The organism is Prauserella salsuginis (genome assembly GCF_024648885.1).
Taxonomy (GTDB): domain Bacteria; phylum Actinomycetota; class Actinomycetes; order Mycobacteriales; family Pseudonocardiaceae; genus Prauserella; species Prauserella salsuginis.
Window position 1 is genome coordinate 289,621 of sequence record NZ_JANBBF010000008.1, and the last position, 17,186, is coordinate 306,806.

16 protein-coding genes are annotated in these 17,186 nt (G+C 70.5%); 4 read left to right on the forward strand and 12 right to left on the reverse strand.

The window, feature by feature from the left end; translation table 11 throughout:
* Window positions 1-18 precede the first annotated feature (18 nt).
* Window positions 19-1,224 carry an acyl-CoA dehydrogenase family protein gene (locus LY40_RS02825; protein ID WP_258935846.1) on the forward strand — a complete coding sequence of 402 codons (1,206 nt, stop codon included), beginning with the start codon at window positions 19-21 and terminating at the stop codon, window positions 1,222-1,224.
* Window positions 1,225-1,297: 73 nt separating this feature from the next.
* Here LY40_RS02825 and LY40_RS02830 read toward each other — a convergent pair whose 3' ends face one another.
* The gene (locus LY40_RS02830; protein WP_183785907.1) at window positions 1,298-2,059 is read right to left on the reverse strand and encodes a 3-hydroxyacyl-CoA dehydrogenase; all 762 of its coding nucleotides are present in this window, start codon (window positions 2,057-2,059) and stop codon (window positions 1,298-1,300) included.
* A gap of 97 nt (window positions 2,060-2,156) precedes the next feature.
* The gene (locus tag LY40_RS02835; RefSeq protein WP_183785909.1) at window positions 2,157-3,131 is read right to left on the reverse strand and encodes an NAD(P)H-dependent flavin oxidoreductase; all 975 of its coding nucleotides are present in this window, start codon (window positions 3,129-3,131) and stop codon (window positions 2,157-2,159) included.
* Between the two features lie 396 nt (window positions 3,132-3,527).
* On the opposite strand from LY40_RS02835, the gene LY40_RS02840 reads away from it, so the two are divergent.
* Together LY40_RS02840 and LY40_RS02845 are read left to right on the forward strand one after the other, a co-directional pair.
* A complete protein-coding gene (locus LY40_RS02840) occupies window positions 3,528-4,622 on the forward strand; it encodes a CaiB/BaiF CoA transferase family protein (protein WP_258935847.1) in 1,095 nt (364 codons plus the stop codon).
* A 97-nt stretch (window positions 4,623-4,719) separates the two neighbouring features.
* Window positions 4,720-4,923, forward strand: a complete 204-nt coding sequence (locus tag LY40_RS02845; RefSeq protein ID WP_183785913.1) for a hypothetical protein — start codon at window positions 4,720-4,722, stop codon at window positions 4,921-4,923.
* A gap of 52 nt (window positions 4,924-4,975) precedes the next feature.
* Here the strand turns inward: LY40_RS02845 and LY40_RS02850 are convergent, their stop codons facing one another.
* From LY40_RS02850 to LY40_RS02885, 8 genes are all read right to left on the reverse strand, one after another.
* Window positions 4,976-7,015, reverse strand: a complete 2,040-nt coding sequence (locus tag LY40_RS02850; protein WP_258935848.1) for an acyltransferase family protein — start codon at window positions 7,013-7,015, stop codon at window positions 4,976-4,978.
* Between the two features lie 276 nt (window positions 7,016-7,291).
* Window positions 7,292-7,948, reverse strand: coding sequence for a 3-oxoacid CoA-transferase subunit B (locus tag LY40_RS02855; RefSeq protein WP_258935849.1), 657 nt, complete (start codon window positions 7,946-7,948; stop codon window positions 7,292-7,294).
* Window positions 7,945-8,715 carry a CoA transferase subunit A gene (locus tag LY40_RS02860; RefSeq protein WP_258935850.1) on the reverse strand — a complete coding sequence of 257 codons (771 nt, stop codon included), beginning with the start codon at window positions 8,713-8,715 and terminating at the stop codon, window positions 7,945-7,947. The genes LY40_RS02855 and LY40_RS02860 overlap by 4 nt, the downstream gene beginning before the upstream one ends.
* On the reverse strand, window positions 8,712-9,890 hold the full coding sequence (fahA, locus tag LY40_RS02865; protein ID WP_183785917.1) for a fumarylacetoacetase: 1,179 nt from the start codon (window positions 9,888-9,890) through the stop codon (window positions 8,712-8,714). The genes LY40_RS02860 and fahA overlap by 4 nt, the downstream gene beginning before the upstream one ends.
* Window positions 9,887-10,756 (reverse strand): hypothetical protein, encoded by an 870-nt coding sequence (locus tag LY40_RS02870; protein WP_258935851.1) that lies wholly within the window; start codon window positions 10,754-10,756, stop codon window positions 9,887-9,889. Before LY40_RS02870 ends, fahA begins: the two co-directional genes overlap by 4 nt.
* Complete coding sequence (locus tag LY40_RS02875; RefSeq protein WP_258935852.1) at window positions 10,753-11,952, reverse strand: homogentisate 1,2-dioxygenase; 1,200 nt, start codon at window positions 11,950-11,952, stop codon at window positions 10,753-10,755. Before LY40_RS02875 ends, LY40_RS02870 begins: the two co-directional genes overlap by 4 nt.
* A 161-nt stretch (window positions 11,953-12,113) precedes the next feature.
* Window positions 12,114-12,647, reverse strand: coding sequence for a MarR family winged helix-turn-helix transcriptional regulator (locus LY40_RS02880; protein ID WP_258935853.1), 534 nt, complete (start codon window positions 12,645-12,647; stop codon window positions 12,114-12,116).
* A 205-nt stretch (window positions 12,648-12,852) separates the two neighbouring features.
* The gene (locus LY40_RS02885) at window positions 12,853-13,650 is read right to left on the reverse strand and encodes an oxygenase MpaB family protein (protein WP_258936257.1); all 798 of its coding nucleotides are present in this window, start codon (window positions 13,648-13,650) and stop codon (window positions 12,853-12,855) included.
* Between the two features lie 256 nt (window positions 13,651-13,906).
* Between LY40_RS02885 and LY40_RS02890 the strand changes: the two genes are divergently transcribed.
* On the forward strand, window positions 13,907-14,527 hold the full coding sequence (locus tag LY40_RS02890) for a TetR/AcrR family transcriptional regulator (RefSeq protein WP_183785927.1): 621 nt from the start codon (window positions 13,907-13,909) through the stop codon (window positions 14,525-14,527).
* Window positions 14,528-14,621: 94 nt separating this feature from the next.
* On the opposite strand, the gene LY40_RS02895 is transcribed toward LY40_RS02890, so the two are convergent.
* Both LY40_RS02895 and LY40_RS02900 read right to left on the reverse strand, forming a co-directional pair.
* Complete coding sequence (locus LY40_RS02895) at window positions 14,622-15,131, reverse strand: DnaJ family domain-containing protein (protein WP_258935854.1); 510 nt, start codon at window positions 15,129-15,131, stop codon at window positions 14,622-14,624.
* Between the two features lie 105 nt (window positions 15,132-15,236).
* Entirely contained in the window at window positions 15,237-17,186 is a 1,950-nt protein-coding gene (locus LY40_RS02900; RefSeq protein ID WP_258935855.1) for an FAD-dependent monooxygenase, read from the reverse strand.

Genomic DNA, 17,186 nt, shown 5'->3' on the forward strand with positions numbered 1-17,186 from the left:
TCGGACAGGGAGCCAGCAGTGACGACCGAAACGGATCTGGACGAGGCCGAACAGGCCATCGTGGACACCGTGCGTGATTTCGTCGACCGAGACGTACGCCCGGTGGTGCGGCAACTGGAACACGACAACACCTATCCCGAGAAACTCATCGAGCAGATGAAACGACTCGGGATCTTCGGGCTGGCCGTACCGGAGCCCTACGGCGAGGTGCGGGTCTCGGCATCGTGCTATGCGCTCGTGACCGAGGAACTCGCCCGTGGGTGGATGAGCCTCGCCGGCGCGATGGGCGGGCACACCGTCGTCGCCAAGCTGCTGTCGGACTACGGCACCGAGGAACAGAAGCGACGGTATCTGCCGCGGATGGCGACCGGCGAGCTGCGCGCCACCATGGCACTCACCGAGCCCGGCGGTGGTTCGGACCTGCAGGCGATGCGCACCGTCGCCACGCGCACCGACGGCAGCGGGGACACCCCCGCCAGTGGGGGCGTAGCCGGCGAGGGAGGCTACGTACTCAACGGTGCGAAGACCTGGATCAGCAACGCCCGCCGCGCCGGGCTGGTGGCCGTGCTGTGCAAGACCGACCCTGCGGCCGAGCCGGCGCACCGCGGCATCAGCGTGCTGCTGGTGGAGAAGGAGGTACCGGGCTTCTCGGTGTCCCGTGATCTGCCCAAACTCGGATACAAGGGCGTCGAGAGTTGTGAGCTGTCGTTCGACGACTGCCGCGTACCCGGCGACGCCCTGCTCGGCGGTGTCGAAGGCAAGGGCTTCGGACAGATGATGCGCGGGCTCGAGATCGGCCGCATCCAGGTCGCCGCCAGGGCCACCGGGGTCGCGCGCGCGGCGTTCGACGACGCGCTCCGCTATGCCCAGGAACGTGAGTCGTTCGGCGTTCCCATCTGGCAGCACCAGTCGGTCGGCAACCACCTGGCGGAGATGGGCACCAAGCTCACCGCGGCCCGGCAGCTGCTGCTGCACGCGGCGCGGCGCTACGACTCGGGGCAGCGTGCCGACATGGAAGCCGGCATGGCGAAACTGTTCTGCTCCGAGACGGCGATGGAGATCGCCCTGAACGCGGTGCGGGTGCACGGCGGATACGGCTATTCGACCGAGTTCGACGTCGAACGCTATTTCCGGGACGCACCGCTGATGATCGTCGGTGAGGGCACGAACGAGATCCAGCGGAACGTGATCGTCTCCCAGCTGGTGGCCCGCGACGGGCTCTGACCGCCCGCAGGCCCGCATCCGTGCCGGCGCCCGGTGCGTCCCGGCGCCGGCACGGATCGCGCGGTCGGCGCCGTCAGCGCGGCGCCATGCGGATGGCGCCGTCGAGCCGGATCGTCTCCCCGTTGAGCATCGGGTTCTCCACGATGTGCCGCGCCAGCGAGCCGTACTCGGCCGGGGCACCCAGCCGCGACGGGTGCGGCACCTGCTCCCCGAGCGACTTGACGGCGTCCTCGGGCAGGCCCGCGAAAAGCGGGGTCTCGAACAGGCCCGGCGCGATCGTCACCACGCGGATCTTCAGGTTCGCCAGGTCGCGGGCGATCGGCAGGGTCATGCCGACGATGCCGCCCTTCGACGCCGAGTACGCGGCCTGCCCGATCTGGCCGTCGTAGGCCGCGACCGACGCGGTGTTGATGATGACTCCGCGTTCCTCACCGGACTCCTCGGTCTGCGACATGCGCTCGGCGGCGAGCCGGATGACGTTGAACGTGCCGATGAGGTTGATGTTCACGACCTTGGTGAAGTCGGCGAGCGGGAACGCGCCCTTCTTCGACACGGTCTTGACCGCGTTGCCGATCCCCGCGCAGTTGACCGTGATCCGCAGCGGGCCGAGCTTCGCTGCGGCGTCGACGGCGGCCGCGACGTCGTCCTCCTTCGTGACGTCCCCCGGCGCGAACACGACGTTCTCGCCCAGCTGCTCGGCGACCGCCTCGCCGTCCGACGACGGCAGGTCGAGGATCACGATCTTCGCGCCCTGCCCGTGCAGTTCCCGCACCGTGGCGAGCCCGAGACCGGACGCTCCGCCGGTGACCAGCGCGACCGAACCTGCGATGTCCATACGTTCCTCTCTTCCGATGTACGACGATGTACAGACCTGTGCCCGGGCGGTGGGCTCATCGGCGGCCGGCCGAGACGCCGGGCCGGGACTCGGTGCCTCAGCGCACCAGCCCGGCGAGGCGGTCGTTGATCAGCTCGTCGGCGCCGCCCGCGATGCGCGAGACGAGCTCGGCGACCGTGGGGACGTCCTCGATGAGGCCCTGCACCAGGCCGGCGGACCAGATACCGCCGTCGGTGTCGCCCTCCTCGAGCACGCGGGTGCGGCCGCGGCTACCGGCCACGAGCTCCTGCACGTCCTCGAACTGACCGCCGTCGTCCAGCACGGACACGACTTCGCGGCTCACGCTGTTACTCGCGACCCGCGCGGTGTTGCGCAGCGGGCGGAAGATCAGCTCGGTGTCGCGTTCGCTGTTGGCGACCATGGCCTGCTTGACGTTCTCGTGCACCGGCGCCTCCCGGGTGGCGACGAAACGCGTGCCCATGTTGATGCCGTCCGCACCGAGCGCGAGGGCCGCGACCAGCCCGCGAGCGTCGCCGAACCCGCCGGAGGCGACCATCGGGATGGTGATCTTGTCGGCGGCCGCGGGGATCAGCACCAGGCCCGGGATGTCGTCCTCACCGGGGTGGCCCGCGCATTCGAACCCGTCGATGGAAATGCCGTCGACGCCCAGTTCCTGAGCCTTCACGGCGTGGCGCACGCTGGTGCACTTGTGCAGCACCTTCACCCCGCCACCCTGGAACGTCGGCAGGTGCTCGGCGGGGTTGAACCCGGCGGTCTCGACCACGGGGATGCCGGATTCGACGATCACGTCGCGGTACTCGGCGTACGGCGGCGGATTGATCGACGGCAGGATCGTGAGGTTCACACCGAACGGCCGGTCGGTCATCTCGCGGCAGCGCGCGATCTCCTTGGCCAGGTCCTCGGGGGTGGGCTGCGTGAGCGCCGTGAGGAAGCCGAGCGCCCCGGCGTTGGCCACGGCCGAGACCAGTTCGGCTTTACCGACCCACTGCATCCCGCCCTGCACGATCGGATGCTCGACGCCGAACACATCGCAGAATCGGGTGCGAACCATTGGGTTTCCTTTCGCAGGACGTCTGGAGCCGCCGGCTCCGCCGAACAACGTCGGCGGCATACGAGTGCCACCCACGCCGACTAGGAAAGCGTGCGCTTACCGCGCAGCGTAACCATGGGGGCGCTACATCACTCGTGACGTACGTCTCCCCCGCTCGGAGTGCGGGACGCAGCATGATGATTCCGAGCCGCCGACGTACTCGCCCGCTACCGTGGCGGAGTCGGCCCGTGCCGGCGGGGCGGACCGTCCCGCGCTCGCGACCCACGTTCCGCCGGCCACCAACCCAGATCCCACCACCCAAGATCCCACCGCTCCAACGCCCACCGCTGCGACGCCCCGTCAGCGTTCGAGCAACGACTGTCCGAACAACCACCGAGCAACGAGGTGAACCCCAACGTGCCTGGCCCTCTCAGCGGTCTGAAAGTCGTCGAACTGCCCGCCATCGGCCCGGTTCCGCACGCCGGCATGATCCTGGCCGATCTCGGCGCGGACGTCGTCCGGGTGGAACGCCCGTCCGGCGCGCTCGACCTCCACGGCGGCAAGCCCGACCATCTGATGCGCGGCAAACGCTCGGTGGCGGCCGACGTCAAGGACGCCGACGGGCTGCGTTTCGTGCACGACCTCGTCGCGCGGGCCGACGTGCTGCTCGAAGGGTTCCGACCGGGCGTGGCCGAGCGCCTCGGCCTCGGGCCCGACGAGTGCACCGGAGCCAACCCGCGGCTCGTCTACGGCCGGATGACCGGCTGGGGACAGGACGGGCCGATGGCCAAGCAGGCGGGCCACGACATCAACTACATCAGCCTGACCGGGTCGCTGCACGCGATCGGCAGGGCCGAGGAGCCACCGCCGCCGCCGCTCAATCTCGTCGGCGACTACGGCGGCGGGTCGATGTTCCTGCTCACCGGTGTCCTCTCGGCACTGTGGGAGCGCGAGCGTTCCGGCAACGGCCAGGTGATCGACGCGGCGATGGTCGACGGTGCCAGCATGCTCACCCAGCTGCTCTGGGCACTGCGCGGTGCCGGCGCCTGGTCCTCGGAGCGCGCAGGCAACCTGCTCGACTCGGGTGCCCCGTTCTACGACACCTACGTCTGCTCGGACGGCCGGTACGTCGCGGTCGGCGCGCTCGAATCGCAGTTCTACGCCCAGCTGCTGGAGGGACTCGGACTGGCGGGTGAGCAGCTGCCCGACCAGAACGACCGGTCCGGCTGGCCCGCGCTGCGCGCACGGTTCACGCAGGTGTTCGCGAGCCGCACCCGCGACGAGTGGGCGGCCGTGTTCGACGGCACGGACGCGTGTGTCACCCCGGTGTTGACCTGGGGCGAGGTCGCCGACCATCCGCATATCGCCGCCCGGCAGACGTTCCTCGAGATCGACGGCGTCGTCCAGCCCGCACCCGCACCCCGCTTCTCACGCACGAGTCCGCCGGTTCCGGCCGCGCCGCACCGCCCGGGATCCGACAACGACGCCGTTGCCGCCGACTGGGGACTCTGAGCAGGCCCAGCCCGTCGGCGACGCACCCCGGCGGTCCCTCATCGGCGACACCGGACCGGTCGCCGATGAGGACCGCAGCCTTGACAGGATAGCCGGCATGGCCGAAATCGAGATCCCGCGGAGCGTCGTGCGCGGCATGGTCGCGCTGTCCGTCCTGGCGGTGGCGGTGGTCGTGCTGATGCTGACCGAGACCGAACCGAACCTCGGCATGTGGGTGTTCGCCGTCGTGATGGTCCTGGCGGCCGTCGGCTTCTGGGCCGCGTACTTCTACCAGCGCGCGAAGAACCGCCGCGGCGAATGATCCGGCACCGGCCGGGGCGGCGGGGAACCCCGTCGCCCCGGCCGGGTCGTGCTCAGCCGACGCGGTCGAGGATCCCCGACACGCGCTCCTGCACCATCGGCGACAGCGTCTTCATGTACGCCTTGGTGATGTGGTTGTTGTCCAGGTAGACCAGCACGTTCCCGATCATCGGCGGGCATTCGGTCGGCGTGCAGAAGTAGTCGCTGAAGTCGACGAAGTGCACGTTCTCCGGCAGGCTCTCCACCGCCGTCCACGACGGCTGAGGGTCGTAGACCGCGTCCCGCGAGACCGAGCACGACGGATCGTCGACACCGCGCTTCTCGGCACAGTCGGCCAGGGACCGGTTGTACCGCGGGTTGTCCCGCGCGGCGATCACCGGAATACCGGCCTCCTCGAGCGTCCGCCACTGCTCGACGTACCCGGGCGGGGTGATCTCGTCCCGCATCGGGTGCGCGTCCCTGCTGGCCATGGTGAACACGGCGTCCGGCTTGATCTCGAGGATCTCCTGCATGACCGTCTCGTTCCAGGCCGTGCACTCCGGGTTGTTGGGCGCCTCGGTGGTGAGCGGGCAGCCGCCGCGGCCCATGGAGATGATCTCCCAGCCCGCCTTCTCCGCCGCAGGCCGCAGCGCCGCGTTGAACTGCTGCGAATGCGAGTCGCCCGCGACGACGATGCGCCGTGTCGGGTTCGGGTGGAGACTTTCGTTGCAGATGATGACGATCTCGTTCTTGCCCGAGTGGCGGCACTGCTCCTGGGTGAAGTTGTCGTACTGCTTGGGCAGTGCCGCGAACGGCGGGATCGGTTCGGCACCACCGTCTGCGCTGGGCCCGTCGGGCGAGAGGACCTCAGCGCCGGGGTGTGCCGGGTCGTCCTCCTTCTGCACGAACGTGGCCCGTTCGACGGCCGCCAGCTGCCACGCACCCGCCATGGCGAGCACGACCGCGAGCGTCGCCGCGCCGACGCGGTAGGAACCCCACACGGTGCGGGTGTCCAGCTTCGCCCGCAACACCGGCTGTTCCACCAGGTGGTAGGTCAGCATGGCCAGCGCCAGTGACGCGGCGATGATGACCGCGCCACCGCGCAGGCCGACCTCGGGCCGGTCCCGCAGCAGTACGTAGAACAGCAGCACGGGCCAGTGCCACAGGTACAGCGAGAAGCTGAGGTTGCCCAGGTAGTTCAGCGGCCGCGACGACAGGATGCGGTCGGCGCCGAGCACCGTGCCCGTCTGGCCTGCCACCAGAACCAGCGCGGCGGCCACGACCGGCCACAGGGCCACGTACCCGGGGAACATGGTGCCGACCTGCAGCACCAGACCGCACAGCACTAGCCCCGCGACGCCGAGCCAGCCGAGCAGCACCCGGATCGCCCTCGGCACGGACAGCTTGTCGATCGACAGCGCCACGAGCCCGCCGATGGCGAACTCCCACACGCGGGTCGCCGACATGAAGTAGGCGAACTGCTGGTCGGCGGCCGTGAGGTACACCGAGTAGGCCAGCGACCCGGCCGTCAGCACGAGCAGCAGGCCGATCAGCCACCGGTGCAGGTTCCCGCCGAGTCGCTTGACGACGAACGCGAACGCGGCGATCAGCAGCGGCCACACGAGGTAGAACTGGCCCTGGATGGACAGCGACCAGAAGTGCTGCACGACGCTCGCCTGGTCGTGCTGAGCGAAATAGTCGGCAGACTGGGCTGCCAGCTGCCAGTTCTCGAAGAACAGCGCCGAAGCGACGATCTCGCTCGCGGTCTGCTCCCAGCGCGTCTCCGGAAGCAGGAAATAGGCCGCGACGACGGTGCCGACGAGCACGGTCATCGTCGCCGGGAAGAGCCGTTTGACGAACCTGCCCCACGTGGCACGGAACCGGACCCGGTCGCGAAGGCTCGCCCGGAAGAGCTGGCCGGTGATCAGGAAACCGGTGACGAAGAAGAACACGTCCACGCCACCGGACACCCGGTCCAGCCACACGTGGTAGATGACGACCAGCGCACAGGCAAGCGCCCGGAGACCCTGCAACTCGGGCCGGTACCGGGTCTTGCCGGGGGCCGGGGCGACCGGCGACGACACCTCCGGCGGCGCTGGCGGCGACTGCGTCACGGGATACCTCACTCTCGTCCGTACCGGCGCTCCATGATGCCAACCCCCATTCAGGTGGTTTCCACCACTTCCATGCACTGTGACGCAGAATGCGCCTGAAAGGTTGGCTCGACCCGCCGGCCGACCCGACGAGATTGACGTTTCCCCTGGTCAAGGCGCACAGCCGGGAGGGGCTGCGGCGGCGCGGACACGCGGCCGGCCGGGCATCGCGGCGCGGGCGAACCGGGGCGGCGGCCGTCGAGGTCCAGCTGGATCTCGACGGCCGCCGGTGCGGGTTCAGCCCACCGCGAGCGGCGCGTCGGTGACCGCCGCCACCTGCTCGGCGGTGACGCCCGGCGCCGTCTCGTGTAACACGAACCCACGGGAAGTGACATCGATCACAGCGAGGTCGGTGATGATCCGGTGCACCACACCTCGCCCCGTGAGCGGCAACGTGCACTCGGGAAGGAGTTTCGGCTCCCCCTTCCTGGTGGTGTGTTCCATCAGCACCAGGACGCGCCGAGCGCCGTGCACGAGGTCCATGGCGCCGCCCATGCCTTTGACCATGGCACCCGGCACCATCCAGTTGGCCAGGTCGCCCGTGGCCGACACCTGCATGCCGCCCAGGACGGCGGTGTCGATGTGCCCACCGCGGATCATGCCGAACGACAGGGCGGAGTCGAAGAACGACGCCCCTGGCGTCACCGTGACGGTCTCCTTGCCCGCGTTGATCAGGTCCGGGTCGAGTTCGTCCTCGGCCGGGTACGGCCCGGTGCCGAGGATGCCGTTCTCGCTGTGCAGCATCACCTCGACGGCCTCGGGCAGGTGGGCGGGGATGAGGGTCGGCAGCCCGATGCCGAGGTTGACGTACTCCCCGGCCCGTAGTTCACGGGCTGCCCTGGCCGCCATGTCCTGCCGGGACCAGCCGGCCGGTGCCTCGGTCGCCGCGCTCACTGCCCGCCCTCCTCGCTCGCCCGGACCGTGCGTTTCTCGATCCGTTTGTCCTGCGCTCCGCTGTGGACGACCCGCTGGACGAACACCCCGGGCAGGTGGACCTGCTCGGGATCGATCTGGCCGGGCTCGACGAGCCGTTCGACCTCCGCGATCGTGATCCTGCCCGCCATGGCGGCGAGCGGGTTGAAGTTCATCGCCGTCTTGTGGAACACGAGGTTGCCCTCGGTGTCGCCCAGCGCTGCGTGCACGAGTGCGAAGTCGGCGTTGATCGCCTTCTCCAGCACGTACTCGACGCCGTCGAACTCGCGGGTCTCCTTCGGCGGGGAGGCCACCGCGACGGAACCGTCCACGGCGTACCGCCACGGCAGGCCGCCGTCGGCGATCGGCGTGCCGACCCCGGCCGGGGTGTAGAACGCGGGCACTCCCACCCCGCCGGCACGCAGCCGCTCCGACAGCGTGCCCTGGGGCGTCAGCTCCACCTCCAGTTCGCCGGCCAGGTACTGCCGGGCGAACTCCTTGTTCTCACCCACGTACGAGGCGGTGACCCGGGAGATCCTGCCCGCGGCCAGCAGCACGCCCAGGCCGTGACCGTCCACGCCGCAGTTGTTGGAATACACCTCGAGCCCGGTCGCGTCGCCCTCGGCGAGCGCCGTGATCAGGGTGTCGGGGATGCCGGACAGCCCGAACCCGCCGACGGCCAGCCTCGCGCCGTCGGCGATGTCGGCCACGGCCTCCGCCGCACCGGCGACCACCTTGCCGCCGCTCATCCGGCCACGTCCGCGGCCGGCAGGATCCGGCCGGTCACCTCGCCGAAGCCGATGCGACCGCCGCCGGCGCCGGGCGCCGAGGCGCTGATGGCCACCTCGTCGCCGTCCTCGAGGAACGTGCTCTTCCTCCCCGCCACGTCGACCGGTTCCTGACCGCCCCAGGTGACCTCGATGAACGCTCCCCGTTCGTGTGTGCCCGCGCCGGAGATCGTGCCGGACGCGTACAGGTCGCCCGTGCTCGCCGCGGCGCCGTTGACGGTCATGTGCGCCAGCATCTGCGCGGGCGACCAGTACATCTCCCGGTACACCGGGCGGGAGACGACCTGGCCGTTCCAGCTGACGGCCAGGTCGATGTCCAGCCCCCAGTCCTGGTCCTCCTTCAGGTACGGCAGCACTTCCGGTTCCTGCTTCGGCCCCGGCACACGGGCGGCCTCCAGCGCCTGCAGCGGCACCACCCACGCGGAGATCGACGTCGCGAAACTCTTGCCGAGGTTCGGGCCGAGCGGCTGGTACTCCCACGCCTGGATGTCGCGTGCCGACCAGTCGTTCACCAGCACCGCGCCGAACACGTGCTCGGCGAACTCCGCGGTCGTCACGCGGGATCCGAGCGGCGATCCGGTGCCGACGACGAAGCCGAGCTCCGCCTCGATGTCGAGCCGCTGCGACGGGCCGAACACCGGGCCGTCGTCGGTCTTACGCTGTCCGCAGGGGCGGACGACGTCGGTGCCGGTGACCACGACCGTGCTCGACCGGCCGTGATAGCCGACCGGCAGGTGCTTCCAGTTCGGCAGGAGCGGCTCCGAGTTCGGGCGCAGGATGCGGCCGAGGTTCGTGGCGTGGTTCTCCGAGGCGTAGAAGTCGACGTAGTCGGCGACGTCGAACGGCCGGTGCATCGTCACCGACGATGCGGGATGCACCGCCTCGGCGGGAATCTCCCCTGCGGCGAGTTCGGCGACCCGCCGCCGCACCTCGTCCCACCGGGCGCGCCCCTGCGCCATGAAGTCGTTGAGCGACGGGCGTGCGAACTCCGCGTCGCCCAATGTGGCCGCCAGGTCGACGACCGAGTCGGCGACGCGCACGCCGACCCGCGGGCCGGTTCCCGGCGTGGAGAACACCCCGTAGGGCAGGTTGTCGAGCCCGAACAGCGAGCCCGCGGGGATGGGGATGGTGGTCATGCGTTCACTCCTTGCCCACCGGCCAGCGCGGCGGGAATCAGGTCGAGGTCCACGAGCTCGGCGAGCGGCTCTGTGATGCTGCAGGTTCCGAACGACACGAACGAGCGCCGCACGGTCTCGGCCCTGTCTGCGCCGAGCCCGCGCACCGCCGCCGCGATCGCCGCAGCGTCGCGCCGGGCCAGCAGCCCGGCGACCGCGGTCTCGTCCGAGCCCTGCAGCGCCGCGTCGGTGGCGAGCAGCAGGTTGAGGAATCCGTGCTGCTGGAAGCCTGTCTCCGGATCGGTGTTGCGGATCGCGTGGTGCAGCCCCGCCGTCGCTTTGAAAGGGAGGTCGGCGCGCACCGCCGCGACGACGGCCGCCGCGAGCTCGTCCTCCCCGGGGTGCAACTCGGCGCTGACCCCGCCGGTGCGGAACTTGGCCCGCAACCCGCGTTCGGCGAGCCCGGCGAGGACGGCGGGCCTGCGCTCGTCGCGCGGCACCTCGACGTGGACGGTCACGTCCGGCACCTCGAGCCGGTCCAGTTCGGCGAAGAACTCCGTGACGTCGCCGGGCACCGCGACCTCCGCGGCGACCATCCGCACAGGCAGTGTCGCCGCAGCCTCGACCGCGCCGGCGAGCTGGCCGGGGCCCGCGGGTGCGGTCACGGCGAGCGCCAGGTCGTCGTCGGGCCGCACCAGCGGACGCAGCTCGTCGAGGGCGGGCGCGGCCAGAACCAGCGGCCCGACGAGGTCCCGGTAGGCGGCCGAGCAGTGGCCGCGGTGCCGGTCCACCGCCTCGGGCAGCGGCGCACGGCCGGGCGGGAAGACCGCAGCGTCGTCGCAAAGCCCGCGGGCGAACACCGGCAGCGCGGTCGCCGCCGCGCTCACCGGCCGGGCCCCCGCCCGGACCAGGTCCAGGCGTAGTTCGAGTCCTCGCACGCGAGGGCGCCCTCGCCGAGTTCGAGCGGACGGAACGTGTCGACCATGACGGCCAGCTCGTCGAAGAACTCGGCGCCCAGGCTCTTCTCCACCGCGCCGGGCTGCGGCCCGTGCGAATGACCACCGGGGTGCCACGAGATCGAGCCCTGCCCGATGCCCGACCCCTTCCTCGCCTCGTAGTCGCCGCCGCAGTAGAACATGATCTCGTCGGAGTCCACATTGGAGTGGTAGTACGGCACCGGCACCGACAGCGGGTGATAGTCCACCTTGCGGGGGACGAAGTTGCAGATGACGAAGTTGTTGCCCTCGAAGGCCTGGTGCACGGGCGGCGGCTGGTGCACGCGGCCGGTGATGGGTTCGAAGTCGTGCACGCTGAACGTGAACGGGTACAGGCAACCGTCCCAGCCGACGACGTCGAACGGGTGCTCCGGGTAGACGAGGACGCTGCCGCCGATCGCGCCGCCGGCGCGGTGTTTGACGTACACCGCCACGTCGGTCCCCTCCCGCATCAGCGGCTCGGCGGGTCCGTGCAGGTCGCGCTCGCAGTACGGCGCATGTTCCAGGAACTGGCCGTACCGCGACAGGTACCGCTTCGGCGGGGCGATGTGACTGCCCGCCTCGATCGCATACGCCCGCAGCGGCCCGTCACCGTGGGGCAGCCACCGGTGGGTGGTGGACATCGGCAGGAACACGTAGTCGCCCGCCGTCGCCTCCAGGCTGCCGAACACCGTCTCGACCGTCGCCTGCCCGGATTCGACGTAGACGATCTCGTCGCCGGTCGCGTTGCGGTACAGCGGCGAGTCCTTCGTGGACACGACGTAGGACAGGCGCACGTCGCCGTTGCCGAGCACGAGCCTGCGCCCGGTGACCACGTCGGTCTCGGCCCAGGTCTCCTTCGGGAACAGGTCGTGCAGCTTCAGATGCCGCGGTTTGAGTGGGTGGTTCGGTGTGGTCGACAGGTCCGGCAGATCCCAGACCCGCGCGTCGACGATCGCAGACGGAACGCCGCGGTGGTACAGCAGCGACGAGTCCGAGGAGAACCCCTCCTCGCCCATGAGCTCTTCGTAGTACAGCCCGCCGTCCGGACGCCGGTGCTGCGTGTGGCGTTTCGGTGGCACGCTGCCGACCTGGCGGTAATAGGCCATGACTGCCTCCTTGCTGTCGCCTCGCCCGCGTACCACGAGGGCACGCGATCCTCACATTAGTTAACAGATGTACTAGTTTCAAGACGTGCGCGTACCGGGATGCGACTGAATGGAATCAGCGCCGGGGCCGTCCTCGCCCGCGCGTACGTTCCGGCGAGGACTCAGTTCCGGCCGCGGACGTCGAACTGATCGCGGTTGGTGACGAGCTTGTCCAGCAGCATGATCAGGATCCGCTGTTCTTCCGGGGACAGCACGCCCGCCCACTCGTCCTCGCGCTCGTTGTGCACGCGGAAGACCTCGACCATGTCGCGGTGACCCTCGTCGGTCAGCGACAACAGGACCGACCGGCCGTCACGCGATCCGGGTTCCCTGCTCAACAGCCCGTCCGACACCAGCGTCTTGGCCAGATTGGATACGGCCGCACGGCTCATCCCCGTCAGCTCGGCCGCCTTCTTCGCCTCGAGCGGACCGGCCAGCCACGTGACGAACAACAGCCGGAACCCCGACCAGGACAGCCCCCGTGGCCGGTGCACGGACGCCTCGAGGTCGTAGGTGACGATGTTGGACGCGCGGTTGAGGGTCAGCAGCAGCTCGGTCGCGAGCTGGTGCCGGAAGCCGTACTCCCGGGCGAGTCTGCGATTGGCGAGCTCGACGAACGACCAGAAGTCCAGCTCGCCGGGATCACTCGCCGCCATGTCGCCAACCCTACCGTCCGATCAATCTAGTAAATACATAAACTACTACCGCGTCGGCCACCCGTCCACCCCGCGTGTTCTGCACCCAGCACCGCGTGTTCTGCACCCAGCACCGCGTGTTCTGCACTCACGGGCCGAGACCCGCCGAGACCCGGCCATAGTGTCCGGCCTCGGCCTGCGGGGTCTCGGTACGCGGGCCACGGGCTCACACCAAGGGTTTGCCGGCGCGGAGCCGTCGCCGCACGTCCCACAGGTAGGCGTTGTACGGAAACGCGCGCAGCGAGAGCGGCGCCGTGCGGATCACCCGGCCGAGCACACGGTTCATGGCGTCGAACCGCCGCTGCTGACGCGGCGTCCATCGCAGCCGCATCTGCTGCCGGAACTCCTGTGGCAGGAATCCGGTGGTGACGAACAGGTTGAACCGGCGCAGCAGCAGGTGGAGCGGCTTCGGCAGGAACGACGCGGTGGCGATGCCGTACAGGTACTCACGAACCGTGTCGTCGATGTCGACCTTCGCCAGATTGCGCTGCCAGTACTCCTCGAACGCCGCGCGACTCGCCGGCCACATATCCTCCCGCACCTGCAGCGTGGTCCCCAGCGGGGCGGCCGAGCGGTAGATCGCGTCGAGCTCGTCGGCGGGTAGCTCACCCAGGTAGGCGACGTAGACGTCCTCGAACCCCTTGTAGAGGCACGCCGCGACCCACAGCTGCAGTTCCGGGTCCATCGCGTTGTACTCGACCGGGCTCGACTCGTCCGAGCGCACCTGCACGTGCTGCTTGTTGACGGCCCTGCGGTAGGCGCTGCGCTCCTCGTCGGTGCCGAGCATCGCCACCGCCAGGTACGTCAACGTGGTGCGACCGCGCTTGAACGGTCGCTTGTAGACGTTGCCGTCGTCCACCTTGCTCTCCACCACGCCGTAGCCGACACCGGGCCGCGCCAGCTGCATGATGATGTTGGCCGCCGCGGCCAGCAGCCCGGCACCAACCACGACGTCCCGGCGCATGGTCGGGCTCGACACCTCGTCCTCCCGCCCGTGAACCGGCGACGTCTCCCGCACGGCGGGTTCCTCCCGATCGCCGCCCCCGCCTCCTGCCGCCGGCCGTGGGGACTGCGCTGCCTGATCGGTGCTCATCGGGCCTCCTCGCTCGACGCGCTCCACGCGACCGGCTCGTCCCGGCCGTCACCGTCCGCAATTATCTGCACACGGCCGTTCGCAGATATGGAACCGCGATCGCGACGGGGATGTCAAGATAGGACCCATGAGCAGCGCACCGCTCCGTACCTACGGCGGCGTCAGCGGGACCGACCGGCAAGCCGAACGCCGCGCCCAGCTCGTCGCCGCGGGCCTCGACCTGCTCGGGTCGGACGACGGCGTCCGCGCCCTCACGGTGCGCGGGGTGTGCCGCCACGCCGGACTGGCCGCGCGGTACTTCTACGAGAACTTCGCCGACCGGGACGCCCTCGCGGCCGCGGTCTACGACCATGTCGTCGAGGGCATCGCCGCCACCACCCTCGAGGCCGTGCAACAGGCTCCCGCCGACGCGGACGCCAAGGTCCGTGCCGGACTGGCGCGCCTCGTGCGCGCCGTCGCCGAGGACCCGCGCCGCGGCAGGCTGCTGTTCTCGCCGTCGATGGCCGATTCCACACTCGCCGCGCGGCGGGTCGCCTCCACCCGCATGTTCGTCCGGCTGCTCGGACTCCAGGCCCGCGAGTTCTACGGCGTCGACGGCAGCACGCGGCTCGACATCCTGGCCGAGATGCTCGTGGGTGGGCTGGCGCAGACGTTCACGTCGTGGCTCGACGGCAGCCTCGAGGCCACCGAGGACGAGATCGTCGGCCACTGCGCCGAGCTGTTCCTCGCCGTGGCCGACGCACCTTGATCAGCTTCGCCCTGCTCCACCACGTGCCGGGTTCGCACTCCCCTGCCCTGGCGGCAGGTGTGGTGCCGCCACTGCCGTCGTGCTCGGCGCGCCCTCACTCCCGGCGCCGGCGCCACCACGCGCGGCGCTTCCGCGACGACGTCTCCGCGCGCGGCGATTCCGGCCGCTCCCCGCGCGCGGGGGCCGGCGGTTCGGTGGGCCGTTCCGGGCGGACACGGCTACGAGCTCGGCGCCAGCCACCGAGGACGTCGTCGACGTCGACGGGTGCCAGGCGGATGCGCGGGCCCTCCCCGGAGCGCATCCACGCGGCGATGCGCAGATTCAGCTCCCGCACGGTCTCGCGAACCTCGTCCTCGCTCCGCAGCGACGCAACCGCCTCGTGAAGGTTCTCGACCTCTTTGCGCAGCCGTAGCGGTTCCGGAAGCGCGGCGTCGATCGACAGCCCCTCGCGCTCGAGGTAGGTGCTCAGCCAGTCACGATCCAATCCGGTCAGCGGCTTCCCCGCGCCGGGGAGCGCGTCGAACTCCCCGCGTTCCTGGGCTTCGCGGATCTGCTTCTCCACCCACGATTCGAAGTCGACGCCGGGTGGCTTGCGTTCGGTCATGGCCCCACCTCGTCCGCGATGATCGCGCCGGCCGGTGCCCACCCGCAACCGGACACGTGCCACCACCGCACCCCGGGAGGCGAACACCCCGCGCGGGCACGTCGATCAGCGTGCCCGCGCCGCCATCTCGAGACACCGCGCGAACTCGTCCGCGCCGACTCGGTCACCGAGCACCATCGCCAACCGGGTCAGGAACGCCTCGACGCCGGACCCTCCGGACTCGCCCTCCCCTGCCACGCTGTCGATGCCGGAGGAGAGGGCGAGCCACACCTGCTCTCGCGCCGCTTCGTCGGCGGACACGGCGACCGGACGCTGCAACGCGTCGCCGGTGGCCTGGCCGGCTGCCGGGTCCGGTGCCGTGCCCGCGCGTAGCTGCGGCGCCACACGATCGAGCATGGCGGGCTCGCGGGTGCGCGCCAACACCTGCCCGTCGGGCCGCACGACGAACATCTCCCCCGGCTCGGCGCCCCATGCCGCAGCCAGTTCGCCGGCCGGGTCGTCGAGCACCGCCACGTCTCCGGCGATGTCCCCGGCCGGGTGATCGGCGTCGGTGTCCGCCGGCACGATGACCGCAGACACCGGTTCCGGTGCGAGCTCGTCGGCGAGCCGCCGGGTCGCGGCGACCACCTCGGCCGCCCGCGCCGGACTCGCACCGGCCACCAGCACGCTGAAGCCGTGGCCCCGCACTGCGTGCAACGACGTCTCCTGCGCCGGCGCCCCTGGGACGCGGCGCCGCACCCGCCGGTCTTCGAGCGGGTCACCCGGCCGCATGCCCGGCACGTCAGCCGCCGCGGGCCAGGTCAACGGTGAGCCGTGCGTGTGCGTGGCCGACGACTGCCGCGGGTTGAGCAGATGGGAGAACTCCGGATGGTCGGCCGAAAGCGCCAGCACCGCATCGCGGGTGAGGCGGTGGCCGCGGGTGCCGGGCGACATGATCAAGGTGGACTTGCCCGCGTTGTCCACGTTCTGCCGCCACGCCGCGTGCCGTTCGACCGAGTACGCGGCGAGCAACGACGCGTCGGCCCTGCCACGCACCACCTCTGCGAGCTGCCACACCAACGTTTCCGCGTCCTCCATACCCGAGTTCAGCCCGCGCACGCCGAAGATCGGCACCAGGTGCGCCGCATCCCCCGCGAACACCACGCGCCCGTGGACGAAGTCGGGCAGCGCCAGCGCGCGGGCCTGGTAGTAGCCGTGCCATTCGAGCGTCCACGGAACATCGCTGCCGAGCCACGTCAGATGTCGCGTGATCCGGTCACGAATGCGCTCCTCGGCCGTTTCGGCCGCGGGGTCGTCGGCGGCGTCGAGCTGGTAATCGATCCGCCAAATATCTCGCGGCTGCCGGTGCATGATGATCGTCGACCCGGGGTTGCTGGGCGCGTCGAACCAGACCAGCCGTTCCGCGGGCAGCTCGGACGGCCAATGGATGTCGGCGATCACGTAGTTGCCTTCGTAACTCGTGCCCTGCATCCGCAGCCCGGCGAGGCGGCGCACGGTGCTGCGCCCACCGTCCGCGGCGACCACCCACCGTGCCCGCAGGTCCCGCTCGCCGAACGGGGTCTGCAGCGTCACCCGCGCGGCCTCCTCGTCCTGAACCAGGCCGGTCACCTCGGCGGACCAGTGGAGTGTGGCCAGCGGATGCTCGAGCAGTGCATCGACCATCACCTGTTCGATCTCCGACTGGGACACGTTGACCATGGGCGGCCGCGCGGCGTGCTCACCGTGCGGCATTTGGAAGTGCAGCACCTCGCGGTCGCGGTGGTGCGTGCGGCCGCCGGTCCACGGCAGCACGATCTTCTCGAGCTCGGGGCCGAAACCGAGCCGGTCGGAGACTTCGAGGCTGTGCCGCGACAAGCAGATCGCCCTGCTGCCGAACGACACGGACTCGCCCGCCTCGACGGCCGTGACGGGAATGCCGCGACGCACCAGCCCGAGCGCGACGCCGAGCCCGACCGGTCCGGCTCCGATGACGAGGACCGGCAGCGGCTCGACGCCCTCGGCCGTCGGGACGACGTCGGTGGCGGGATAGGTCGGGGGCCGGTAATAGGCGGTCAT